Origin of the sequence: Candidatus Chlorohelix allophototropha (assembly GCF_030389965.1) — a bacterium.
Classification (GTDB): Bacteria; Chloroflexota; Chloroflexia; order Chloroheliales; family Chloroheliaceae; genus Chlorohelix; species Chlorohelix allophototropha.
Window position 1 is genome coordinate 218,084 of sequence record NZ_CP128401.1, and the last position, 12,594, is coordinate 230,677.

Consider the following 12,594-nt stretch of genomic DNA (forward strand, 5'->3'; position numbering starts at 1 on the left):
TTGCTCTTCTATATCCTGTAAGACCTATAATTAATATGGCTAAGGGAGTTGATATATATACATTTATCGACGAGGATGAGGCTATTGAGTATCTTCATGGTAAAGGGTTTACCGTGTTGCAGAACGCAAGTGAGAAAACTCAGGATAGTACGTGGCTATTCCAGTCTAACCCGGATATTTATGACCTCGTTGGTGCTTTGAAAAAGCTAACCGAAATGACATGGGTAGTTCGCCAGTACGCCGGTAGTATCTATAGCGGGGACACGGTATATTTATGGGAGTCAGGCACAAACGCAGGGGTAGTGGCAATTGCTACAGTTATTTCCTCGCCCCAAGAAATGGAACAAGATGAATTAGAAGAATCATTTTACAAAGATATTTCAGGTTTTGAGGGAAAACAACTGCGCGTCCGCTTACATATCGAGAAAATATTGCCGGAACGTATTAAAAAAAGCGCACTACAAGCTGACCCAATTCTCAAGGGTTTTTACTTTCTAAAATTCCCACAAGGCACGAATTTCAAATTGACACCGAAGCAGGCGGCTGCGCTTAAAGCGTTGGTCTCGTCAACTCCTGTAACTGAGGAATACACTTCAGGGAAAAGCTTGATTGAGCGATTGGCGAACGCCTCCAGAGCGACTGAGGAGACTAAAGTCGAACCGGAAGCGTCACAGGCAAAGCCCGTTGGAGAAGCTGATTTGATAGAGCAACTAAAAGCAACCTTTGAAGAATTTCGCGCTGACCCCTTAACCAGCCTACGCATCAAGGTACGTCGCAAACGGGCTGCTCAACTGCGCCAAGCTTTGGCAACTTCGGGTAGAGTGGATGTTATTAATTTCTTTAACCACGAGGTATGGGTATTCGAGGATGATACCCGTCTGGGAGATGTATCAATCAAGGGGACAATTTTCGGGAATAAAGCGCTTGAGCCTGCCCGAATAGCCGAACTTGAAGAAGCGCTTGAGAGCGACAAATTGACGCTAAGGGGCAATTACATCTGGGGTTCAGGGGCGCGTGTTTATGGTTCAACCATGGTAAGGCAAGAAGATGGAACTGACTCTCGCGCTGAGAATATCGGGCAAGCCTTACGAATACTCCTCTCAACCGGAGCGCTCACACCACTGGAAAAAGCCGAAGGCATCCTGAAAATTAAGGGTTTTGGTCAGAATATAACCACAGGCTTGTTGATGGTTTTTTACCCTGATGAATTTGCGATCTATAACACCATTTCTCAGGAAACCATGCGCCTGTTGGGATACCGCACCAATACCCTGCCGATTTTTCAAGAAGAATCGCGCAAACTAAAACAGCTATTAGGGGCAGAGGATTTTCTGGAACAGGATTGGTTCTTGTACTGTTTAACCCATGAGCTGGATGGAGAGATTGAAAGTCTGAAGGAGTTGCGCCAGCTACTAGAGGTTAACCCCGATGATGCGCTAGAGGAGGAAGATGATGACGGCGCAGTTTTATCTCTTCGAGAATGGCAACAAAGCATAGTAACTGGTCCGGCTTTTATAGAAAGGCTTGTAAAAGGTTTTCCGGAGTGGTTAACCACTACCTTTGGGGAAACCATCACACTTAAACCTCGCCCACGTCAGAGACTCAGCATACTTATATCAGGACGAATACAGTTTATCCTTGCATTTAACAAAAAGAATGGCTTGTATGTGCAGATACACAAGCCAAGCTCAGAAATCCTAAATCTATTAAAACAAGACTTGAGCAAACCGGAAACCTTAATGACCTTTGGAGATAATCCTGATATATACCGGTTTATCATCTATAATGCGAAAGATTATGAGCTACTACAGAAAATTACCAGTTTGCTGGCTAATAATCGACTAGAGTTATGGCCGCCACAGCCTTTAGATGGTGCTGCTTTTGTGGTGATTCATGGTTCCGATTTTGAATCCCAAAAATACGGAGAAAGTTACACTTTTACAAAAAAAGCTGCCGGGGACTCGAAGGAACTAATCGAAGCCATCAAGAAAATAGAGCAAACGCCTGTTTACCTTATTATATATCGACCTGGCCCTAAATACGCCTTTACTGCTTGGGCAAAGGTAAATAAGGTGAGCGAGGAACTGACTGAACAAACGGATGAGGTCGAATATAAATTATCACTCCAGCAATTTGAATTTCCAGAGGCTTTGAATCTGCAAGATGCTGCAAATCCTTTGCGCAAACAGATTGAATGGCTTGGTGGCACTCTAGTACAAGCTTTCAATTTTCATTCCATCCGCAAAATAAGTAATGAAGATTTCAGCAACATCATCAAGGCAGCGCGAGGAGAAAAAATAGCTATGAATGATGCTGCTTTTACAATTTTGAACGAGATGGAGAGCAAAACCAGTAGCCTCCGGGATATTCTGGATAAAGCCAAAGAGCGCGGTTTATTAGACAAGCAAGTGACTGCTACAGAACTAGCCAGCGCACTTTTAAGAGACAACACCCGCTTCATAAAATTGGGTAGCGATAATTGGAAAATTCTTGAGGCACGGAGCATTGACTCGAAACCGCCCGTACAGGTAGCCTTTGCCATCTACAAACTGGGAAACGGCGCGAAATTACAGGAATATTATCTTACCACCAGTAACTTCAAGCTGGGTTACCAACCCGACCCCGCCCTCACAATTGCACCGGGAGTTAGCCTGCTATTAGCCAGCCCTGACGGCTCTATTCTTCCCTTGCAAGCTAAAGTTACCGCTATAAATGCAGGGTCACTTGAGGTGGAAGCCCAAAAACATTTCAACCGGGCAGTATCTCAAGCAGAGGTAGCGCAAATAATCGGGCAACCGCTCGAACAACAATTGCTGGATTTGACGCAAGCGAAATACGAGGAAATAGCGAGGCGCATGGGGAACAAGCGAATGGAAGAACCACTATTGTTGGATTATGTAGTTCGCTATATTACAAATAGCGGCTACTACTTTGATAAAGAAACCATCTACAATTATCATATCTGCCTGAAAACCCGCCCCTTTGTGATATTGGCAGGCTTATCCGGCACAGGCAAATCAAAGCTGGCACAACTCTACGCGCAAGCTCTGGGAAGTACGGTGGAGAATGGACGCTATCTGCGTTTGGCAGTTCGTCCTGGTTGGAATGATGACCGCTATCTGCTAGGCTATCTAAATACGCTTACCGGAGAATATGAGACTGAACCGGCAGTGGATTTTCTATTGCAGGCGGCAGCAGACCCTACCAACCTTTACTTTATGTGCTTGGATGAAATGAACCTAGCGCATGTTGAGCATTATTTCTCACAGTTCCTGAGCGCCCTCGAAGAGGATAAGCCTGAAAACCGCATTATCCCCTTGATCGGGAAAAGCGCATGGAAAAGGTTGGTAGCCCAACATGGTCACGACAAGTTGGCTGTGTCACAGCAAGTCTCTATTCCGGCTAACCTGCTCTTTATCGGGACTATTAACGTGGACGAGACCACCCAAATGCTTAGTGACAAAGTGATAGACCGCGCTAACACCATAGAGTTCTTCGAGGTGGATCTGGATAAAATACCCGAGCCAAAGGCATTACCTGAGTTAGTTGACTTGTCTTCGGTAGGCTGGTCTAGCTACCAATCCCGTCAACTCGACAAAACTTACCACGACCAGATAATTGAGATTGGTAAAATTCTGAATAAAGCTGATTTAGGTCTGGGCTACCGGGTGTTAAAAGATATTGAGCTATATCTGTCTAATAGCAAAGGCTTGCTGGGCGCTAAAGTAGCTTTTGATTTGCAGATGAAGCAACGCATCCTACCCCGCGTTCGAGGCAGCGATACCGAAACCACCCGCAAATTACTGGAAGAGTTGATCAATTTCACAAAACAGCAGCAACTTCCGCGCTCCCAAAAACGCTTGGAAGAGATGCAAAGAAGGTTGAAACGAGATGGCTATACCGGCTTCTGGCGCTAATAGCTGGCTTACAATAAATGGTAAGAGTGTATCTTTCGATCCCCGGAGTGAGAATGAAGAGCTTACCCTGGTAGAGGAACTGCGCCATGCTATCCGCAGTACCACTTCTGCTCCAGCTGAGCTTGAAGTAGCAATTGTAGATGGGGAAAGTCCGCTAGATAATCCCAATTATAATTTATGGTATTGGAAGCCGGATAAATTTGCCGGTCTATATGAATTGAAAGTAACAGCACCCGGCGTGCCGGAACAAATCGCCAGAGTACGAATTTATCCTCGCAAAGTCTCGTATGATGAATACCGTAAGATGCTGGCAGATATTGCGGCAATATCCTATGACCTGTTGTTCAGAGTAGGCTCTCCTTCTTCCGAAAAAGCAGTGGCGCAGAAAGCCGAAGGACAGAGTTCCGCCTTACGCCAGTACGAACTGTTGCGGAAAATTGTAGTGGAGATGGAAGGAGTAATGGCGCAAATCCGTCGCAATCCATATAAAGTATTAGGGCGTAAAGATGGCGAAAAGTTGCTACAGCATGTGGGATCTTTCTCAGGTGAGGTTCAGCCCCGCAGAGGAGAGTATGTAAAACTACCTCAACAAGCGGCAGTAAAATGTCGCAAGGAACAACTCCCTCGTATCTGGAACGTACCGAATTGGGAGTTGACCTGCGATGTCTATGAGAACCAGCTTTTGAAAAGTTTTCTGTCCTACCACCTTGTACCTCTTTTCAATGCCATCCACGAGAGTGCAGAGAAAGAATTAGTCCGTCTAACCAACGAATATAATATTTTCAAACGGCGGGAATGGAAGACCGATGAACTTGAGTTGCAGATACGAAAACTCAAGGAAATACTACCTGAATGTGAGGGGTTCAAGCAGCGGTGCCTTAGCTGGTCTGGGGAGCCGTTTTTACATGGTGTAAAACATAATACCCAAGCAATTAAAGCTACCCAGGTACTGCTAAAAAACTTTGCCTATAGCCGTTTCTTCCGGCTTTACCTTCAGCTTCGTGCTGAGTTGAAAATCAGACTGGATGCTCAGCAATTCCTGACAGATCTTTCCCTGCGTAAAATGGCCGATATATATGAGATGTGGGCAATATTTTATATAACTGAGGCACTAATCGATTCTCTGGTCAATAGTGGCTTTCAAATCACCCGCAATAACTTTTTCATCGAACTGGAAGATGGACGTTTTCAGGTTGATGTTACTCGCAATTTTTCAAGTATTATTCTAGTCAAAGAGGGCTTGCAGGTAGAAATGAAATATGAGCCAAAGTATTTGAGACTGCATAATACGCCTGGCATAGGGATAGATAGTGGAACTTTTCTAACACCGGATTTTGCTCTAGAAGTATGGCGTGGAAATGAAGCTGAAGCGGTAATATTATTTGATCCTAAGTATCGGATTGTAGTGCAGGATGGCATAAAGACATATCCTTATGATGCTTATGGCAAAATGGCTGATTATCAACAGCGTATTAGGTATCTACCACTAGGCTCTAAACAAGTGGTGGATATAGTAACCAGCGCCTACATTCTTTATCCCGGTGAAACCTTCCGGCATTCCTCTAAAAAGCCAGGACTGGGAGCGATACCCCTCCACCCGAACATGAGCCAAATTGATAAAGGTAATTTTCAAACAGCCATAAAAGATATTTTGACTTACGCCGGCTTGGGATGAACAGGTGTTGTAGTCGGATCACTTTTAATAACCCATCATTGCGGCGATGGTTTAATTAGTCGTAAAAAAGCGGAATTTATAGCTTATGACAAGATGGGTTGTCAAAAGTAACGTGGGAATGTGCTATAATTAACTCCATCACAGAGGGAGAATCGCCTTATAAGGAGGCGTGGACTCTCTACCTTCTACCTATTAGATAGAGGATATTGCGATACAGTTAACTTGCTGGATTGAGCAACCGAAAGCGCCCTATTATGCCAGAGCCTGATGAGCTAGATACCGAGACCATTATCCTGCCTGCACCAGATTCCATTTAGATCGCCGAAACTAAACTGGCGTGAATCACTGTTCAGATATGCAACACGCCAAAACCACAGCTAATGCAGCAGATACCCCCAAACGCTTTGGGAGCGCTCTCATTTCTTCAGTATATACCTATCCAGTGCTTCCGCAACGCCGTCCTCTTCGTTTGTAGAGACAATTGCGCCTGCCACTGCTTTTACTTCGGCTGCCGCATTACCCATCGCTACTCCAAGTCCCGCTGCTTTTAGCATGTCCAGATCGTTAGGGCTATCTCCAATCGCAAGCGTTTCCGAAAGCGCAATGCCATAATGCTCTGCCAAGGCTGCCAACGCGATCCCTTTCCCCACACCCGGCTGGATGAAATCAAAACCGTGAAAATCCGCAAGGTTCTTACTCAGCAAGGGATAGCTGAAAAGGCTGCATTTGAAACCATTATTCAGTGAGCCAAGCAAGCGGGACATCGCCGCTCTCGGTCCAATCCCTACCACCGTAAGCGCATCCTTTACAAAGGCCAGTTCATCATAGCTACACCGCTCTATTAAATCTTGGCGTTGACCGCTGTCAGCATATTCCCGCATAAATTGGTCATCCTCGTAGTTTTGGCTGAGGAATATGCGCTCTCCACTTAAAGGGCTTTGCAAAATGGCAGGTTGATACCCGGATTGGCGAATTATAGCAATTGCTTCCTTTATAAAAGAGGGTGGAAGCGGTTTGTGGTAAAGCGCGCTGCTAGAGTGAATATCATAAACAAGTGAACCACAATATAGAATCAGTGGCACTTCTAACCCTAGTTCATCAGCCACTGCACGTGCTCCCAAATGCCGCCTTCCGGTAGCCAGTGTTACCACCACACCTGCCCGTACTGCCGCTTGTATTGCATCTTTTACACGGGGTCTTATCTTTTTTTGTTCGTCCAGCAAAGTGCCATCGAGATCAATTGCGACCAACTTGTAGCTCATTCTAACCTCCTACAATAATTATACTAGGGTTGGGACAGAAGAGGCTACAAATCAGGGATAGCAACTATGGCTCCCCACCGCTGCGGTGGGGAACTATGTGCCATTAAATCAGATAAATCAGGCAATATCCTCCTTGGAAAGATTAATCTGAGTATAACGCTTCAGACGGTCGATCACTCTCTCATCGTACCCGCGCTGTGCCAATTCTGGAATGGTGAAACTGGTGGTTACTAGCGTCGTGATCCCTCGGTTAATTCTCCCGTTCAAGAGGCTAAACAGCCGACTGAGCGACCAGGCGCTGATGGTTTCGGTGCCCAAACCCTCCAACGCCAGCACATCGATATGCAACAGAATAACCAATAACTGCTCCTCGACCAGCTCGTGGGGATTCTTCCCCTCTCGTGCCCGATCCAGCAAATCAAGTAGCGCTGGCATGGTTAAGAACACCACTACTTTCCCGCTTTCAGATGCGCCGTTACAGTACGCCGCAGCTAAATGGGTCTTGCCGCCGCCTTTCGCGCCGGTGATTAGTAAGGAGGCGCCTTTCTTACAGGCGCTTTGCGCTTCATGCAGAGCATTTGACCTTGCATAGGAGTCGCCTTTGAAATTCTCAAAGCGCAACTTGGTCAGTTCCCCTACCAGCCCACCGGACTTCACCACTAGGTTAGCCAGATGGGATTTGAGCTCCCGCTTCGCCCTGCCGAGCTCCCCAGAGATTATAATCCCTTCCGAGCAATCGGGACAAGGCATATACTGCGTCCGGTTATGGATCTGCACGGTTAGCCAACCGTACTGACAAATGCATTGGTGTTGCGTTTGCCAGTTCGCTAGTTCTGAAACGGCGGCTAAGCAGCCCTGTTGCGGGCAAGGAGCCGTCCGCCAGGACAACTCTTCCAGTGTCCACGTATCCCAGCCCACCGAGACAGCGACAGGCGCCTTGATAATACCGTTATCAGCACAATAGGTGCAGTGCCAACCTCCTGGTGCCAGGTTCGCTGGCTCGGGGTTATTTTGTTCCATAAAAATCCCTCTTTTCGTGTAAAGGTTAAAATAAAATTAGGCTCTCCACGCCCCAAAACCAATAAAGAATTGGTAATGGCTTTGGAAAGAGCCTGTTTTAATTTTGCCGACTTTTACGAAAGGAGCCAAGAACCTGTCGGGATTTTCTTCAGAAAAATGTCAGGGATTTGCAGAAATTGACCGATCTGCTACTCTCGGCAGGTTTGCTATCTATGTGATCTTAGCCTGAGAAATTCTTTCCGTTGCGGTGGGTTAGCTGTAACCAGCGTATTTAGATTACTGATGTTGGCTGGCAATACGGGGTTTATGTTGCAACCGTTGCAAGATAGAACGCAGCTTATTCACGAATTCATGACTAACTGAACGCCTCGCAGCGATCTCCGAGTTAATCCCCTGCTAGCATTCCTCCTCGGTGAGGAGAATTTCAACTGCCCTGCGCTTGATACCTGCAACCACTTGCTTGATTAAGGTATAATTACACTTGGCGGAAGATATTTTGTTCTAATGAAAGGGGTTGCTAGTTTTGACACGGCACGGGCAAACACACCGCACCAAAGGGCATATTTTGCATGATCGGATTAAGATTGGTGAGCTTTACATCAAGGGTTGGTCGCAAGCTCGCATTGCCGCTGAACTGGGCGTGTCGCAAGCCACCGTTTCCCGCGAGATTAGGCGCATCTCCACCGAGTGGCAGCAGAAGTATCTAGAGGATTTCGATGCCATGGTGCGGAAGCAACTGCTCGAAATCGACAATGTAATCGCTGAAGCTTACGCAGCTTGGGAGCGGTCGCAGCAGAAGCACGCCAGCCAAACCCGGCAAGTGCTGGAGTCTACGGGCGAAGCGGGCAGTGAGGCTAACGGTAGGCTGCAGCAGTTCGGGACGCTCAAGGTAACCGTTTCCGATGAGGTCGGGGACGTGGCTTTCCTGCAAGTGATCCGGGATATGCTAGCACAGAAAGCTAAGCTGCTCGATCTAAATTCGCCAGAGCGCCACTTGATCGGCATTAGCGCCCAAGTGCAATATAGCAGCGATGTAGCTTTCAAGATTCTGCACGACCCCCAAGCTGGGGAAATGATGCGCCAGCTAATGGAACACGTAGCAGGCAGCGATATAGTATATCCAAATTGATTCCACCAATTTTTTGCCCCGCACATTGCGCGGACGTGCCTATTTCGCCCTGCCGCCACACTTTTTCACACACTCTTTGCGGCAATACGCCCCAACCGGTGGCTTGCAGTTTTTGTACTGTGACTGACGGCGCACGCACTTTCCCACCCTTCCCCTTTTTGCAAAGCAGCGACTTGCGCTGGTGGGCGCGGCTTTAGGAGAGTGTTTGCCACTCTACTCAACTCTTGTTTCAAAGTGCCCTCTCTAATGTGCTGATTAACAGTGTGTTAGCAGCAGCGAGGAGAACAAAGGAATAGGAAGGGTTACGCTAGTTGAAGTGGCAGGATCTGGGATATGTGAATCAGTGGAGAGGTTAGCGCTTTGCTTCTGTGGGCTAAACAAGGGATTGGTGGCTTTTTGGTCAGAAGCGCGAGCCTAAAGCAGTTGCTGGTGCTGGAGGTCGGGCAGGCTATCCTAGGCAAATGTCTGTCCAGCGCTATGGGGCGCGATTTTTAGTTTGACGCTCAGACAAAGCAGGACAATTATTTTGAACCGGTAATTTCGTACACAATGAACGGTTAATTCACCGCATGCTAACCATTTGTAAGTTCAAACCGCCTAAAATGGAGGGGGCAAAACCGGGTACTTTCGTAGTGTAAATCTTGTACAAACGGGGGAGAAACTGGTATATTCTGGGATTTTCGCAGCATTTATGGAGGTTTTATAACAGAAAACATTTCTGCGATACCGGGTCAGTAAGCTTGTTCTAAGCCTGTCCCTGCAGCTTAAACTTAAATCCACTAATATTTCCAGCAAAGAACGAATAAGTCGCTATTACTGCTTTCAGTTGTAAAATACTAGAGCTATTTAGCCCATTGCGAAGCCTTAAAAATAGCCACGCATTATAAGCCGTTTTAAGCCCGCCTATTTCACTGAGAGCAGCCATTTTGCCTAATTCTCGCGCGAGCCACCTTAACAGGCTTCGTGGCATGAGGCTTTTTTGCCGATCTGGCTAAAAATGGCTGGCTTCCAGACCTGTTGCACTGTTTGCCGGAAGATATTATGCAAAACTCCGGCTAACCAGCTTGTTACAAAAGACTCAGTGGCATTACCTGAAGATAAGGCGAAGATATGGAAGTAAGTCTAGCTTTTTCAGGCGCACCCAAAGCCACTACCAGTTTTAATTGCCTTCCTTACCACCTACAAGATGAGAAAAGTCTCATTTGGTTTCAATCCCCCTCCAATCTCCACACTGTAGAATCTTATTATCAATATAAATCATTCTTTTGAAATGTCTTTATCCATTTCCGTCATTCCGGATTTCACCAATCAGAATTAGCAATTTGCCTTTGTCCGGTCGCTTTTTTAGGAGATTATTAAATGTTAGCTTCATCTAAAATCCAAAATATTAGCGCAAACAGTAATCCCCGCCTCAAAACCCACGCGGTTATGACCGGGATTACCTTCGTTGGTTGCCTCATCGCTGCCATCTTTGCCTCTCCCGCCCAGAGTATCTTGGAAACTCTCTCGGTAGGCACAGGTTACATCGGGCTGTTGTTAATTATGGCAACCTTGTTAATCGGCCCAATTAATATGCTTAAAGTCCGTAAAAACCCGGTGAATATTAACTTGCGTCGAGATGTCGGTATTTGGGCTGGAATTACCTCACTGGCGCACGTCTTTTTCGCTGCCGCCCTTCAGCTTAGTTGGGGAAGTAGCCTTTTAGGGTTTTTCTTTAACACTGATGGCGCTTTCAAATTTAATCTTTTCGGTATCAGCAGTGTTTTCGGACTGATCGGCACATTGGTTATTCTTCTCTTGCTGGTTATTTCCAACAATCTCTTCCTGAAAAAGCTAAAGGGCAAGAATTGGAAAACTATGCAACGCTTAAATTATCTGCTGTTTGTGGTGGCTTTAGCTCATACCTTTACCCAACAGGTAAATATCGGGCGGAATGCGCTTTTGATCTTTGGAGTTATGGCGCTGACTGCCGGAGTGGTACTGGCACAATCAATCGGCGCTTGGGTGTACCGACAACGGGCACAGCAACGCAAAGTTACGACAGAAGCGGTAGTCGCTTCTAAAGCAGTAGGGGCGAGAAGAGCAAGTGTAGAATTAGCCTCAGGCAAAACCCGAAAGTATAATGTGGTAAGCCGCAATTCTTTTGCAAAGGTAATCAGTTCTGTGGGAGTGGGTGCATTGGTGCTGTTTATGGGTTTTATGATAGCCAAAGAGGGGACGCAGGTCATCAATTCAATAAACAATACCGCGAACTCTAACGGTTACGTCACCAACTCAAACGGCTCTACCTCCTCGAGTAGCAGCAGTGGGGTTCAGGTAAATTCAGCAGCGGTGTCGCAACCGCAAGTAGTAAGCCGTCATTCTTAGGGATGGCTGGAGCGACTGACCTCGCTCATTCTAAAAACTCTTTTATCTGGGTTGAGCCTGCTCACTATAACGAACAGGCTCAACCCATTTTAAATAATCTTGCAATCAGTGGAATTTTGCCTCAAAGCATACACCAATCAACCACCAGAACTATCTTTGACAATGTAGAAACAGCAGTGACCACGCATGCGGCTTTTGCCCACTTTGTTTCATCTGCTTTTCCCACCACTTTTTTCTGGTCGTCTAAAACCACCAACCAGTTTATCCAAGTGCAATTGGACCACCAGAAACCTGCCACTTTGCTGCTTACATCACCTATTGTTTAACTTTACAACTCAGAGCTTAAAGCTATTTCAATTCGTAGGTTTCTTCTATTGTATTACCTGTAGTATCAAACTTACTATAAAAATGGCTAGAGTTTCAATTCGCCAACAATGTCCAATGTGTATGAAACCCCCTATAGGACTTGGCAACATCGTATCTAAATTATATTCAACGTAATCTTCAGAGTTGGAATGGCAGAGATTAAAACAAGCCGTTTTCACGGGCATAGATAATGGCTTGGATGCGGTCACGTAAACCCAACCGGGATAAGATACTTGAGATATGGTTTTTGACCGTACCTTCACTGATGGAAAGAGAGCGAGCAATTTCGCTGTTGGAAAGTCCCTGAGAGGTTAGCTTTAACACTTCCAGTTCGCGTTCGGTCAATCCAGCATTAGTCGGAGAAGAGCTTTGTAAGGCAAGTGATTGCAGACGGCTGCTTGCTGAAGGATTCCCGAGTGAAGCCACAACTTTTAGCGCAACTGCCGGGTCAAGCTGGTAAATTCCTTTGTGAGCGGCTATTACCGCTTGTGCAAGATCATCTTCTGGGATGGTTTTGAGTAAATAGCCGCTAGCTCCTGCCTTCAAAGCTTCGATTACATATTCCTCATCATCAAAAGTAGTCAACATCAAAATCTTGCAAGTTGGAAACTGACGCTTTATTAGAGCGGTAGCCTCTACCCCAGCCATTATCGGCATCCGAACATCCATCAAAATAACTTCGGGATTAAGTAATCGGGTTTTTTCTAACGCTTCCTGACCGTTAGCAGCCGTTCCGACCACTTCAATTCCAGCTTGCAAACTAAGTAAAGAAGCAATACCCTCCCGTAGCAAGCGTTGGTCATCGGCTATGAGCAATCGCACCGGTGAGTTTTGATTTAGATTTGAGATTGACACAAG

Annotated in this window: 10 protein-coding genes; 7 read left to right on the forward strand and 3 right to left on the reverse strand. The window is 46.2% G+C overall.

Annotated features, from left to right (window positions below):
* Positions 1-35 precede the first annotated feature (35 nt).
* Together OZ401_RS24020 and OZ401_RS24025 are read left to right on the forward strand one after the other, a co-directional pair.
* Positions 36-3,917: an EVE domain-containing protein gene (locus OZ401_RS24020; RefSeq protein ID WP_341471872.1), complete on the forward strand. Its 3,882-nt coding sequence runs from the start codon at positions 36-38 to the stop codon at positions 3,915-3,917.
* Positions 3,892-5,592: a DUF2357 domain-containing protein gene (locus tag OZ401_RS24025; RefSeq protein WP_341471873.1), complete on the forward strand. Its 1,701-nt coding sequence runs from the start codon at positions 3,892-3,894 to the stop codon at positions 5,590-5,592. The genes OZ401_RS24020 and OZ401_RS24025 overlap by 26 nt, the downstream gene beginning before the upstream one ends.
* A gap of 416 nt (positions 5,593-6,008) precedes the next feature.
* Here the strand turns inward: OZ401_RS24025 and OZ401_RS24030 are convergent, their stop codons facing one another.
* Together OZ401_RS24030 and OZ401_RS24035 are read right to left on the reverse strand one after the other, a co-directional pair.
* A complete protein-coding gene (locus tag OZ401_RS24030) occupies positions 6,009-6,854 on the reverse strand; it encodes a Cof-type HAD-IIB family hydrolase (protein ID WP_341471874.1) in 846 nt (281 codons plus the stop codon).
* Between the two features lie 117 nt (positions 6,855-6,971).
* Positions 6,972-7,514: an ATP-binding protein gene (locus OZ401_RS24035; protein WP_341471875.1), complete on the reverse strand. Its 543-nt coding sequence runs from the start codon at positions 7,512-7,514 to the stop codon at positions 6,972-6,974.
* An 883-nt stretch (positions 7,515-8,397) separates the two neighbouring features.
* Between OZ401_RS24035 and OZ401_RS24040 the strand changes: the two genes are divergently transcribed.
* The 5 genes from OZ401_RS24040 (at position 8,398) to OZ401_RS24060 (ending at position 11,696) form a co-directional block, all read left to right on the forward strand.
* On the forward strand, positions 8,398-9,003 hold the full coding sequence (locus tag OZ401_RS24040) for a helix-turn-helix domain-containing protein (RefSeq protein ID WP_341471876.1): 606 nt from the start codon (positions 8,398-8,400) through the stop codon (positions 9,001-9,003).
* Positions 9,000-9,200, forward strand: coding sequence for a hypothetical protein (locus OZ401_RS24045; RefSeq protein WP_341471877.1), 201 nt, complete (start codon positions 9,000-9,002; stop codon positions 9,198-9,200). Before OZ401_RS24040 ends, OZ401_RS24045 begins: the two co-directional genes overlap by 4 nt.
* 163 nt (positions 9,201-9,363) lie before the next feature.
* On the forward strand, positions 9,364-9,498 hold the full coding sequence (locus OZ401_RS24050) for a hypothetical protein (protein WP_341471878.1): 135 nt from the start codon (positions 9,364-9,366) through the stop codon (positions 9,496-9,498).
* A gap of 864 nt (positions 9,499-10,362) precedes the next feature.
* Positions 10,363-11,370: a ferric reductase-like transmembrane domain-containing protein gene (locus OZ401_RS24055; protein ID WP_341471879.1), complete on the forward strand. Its 1,008-nt coding sequence runs from the start codon at positions 10,363-10,365 to the stop codon at positions 11,368-11,370.
* A 2-nt stretch (positions 11,371-11,372) separates the two neighbouring features.
* Entirely contained in the window at positions 11,373-11,696 is a 324-nt protein-coding gene (locus OZ401_RS24060) for a hypothetical protein (protein WP_341471880.1), read from the forward strand.
* Between the two features lie 199 nt (positions 11,697-11,895).
* On the opposite strand, the gene OZ401_RS24065 is transcribed toward OZ401_RS24060, so the two are convergent.
* The gene (locus OZ401_RS24065; protein ID WP_341471881.1) at positions 11,896-12,591 is read right to left on the reverse strand and encodes a response regulator; all 696 of its coding nucleotides are present in this window, start codon (positions 12,589-12,591) and stop codon (positions 11,896-11,898) included.
* Positions 12,592-12,594: the final 3 nt, after the last annotated feature.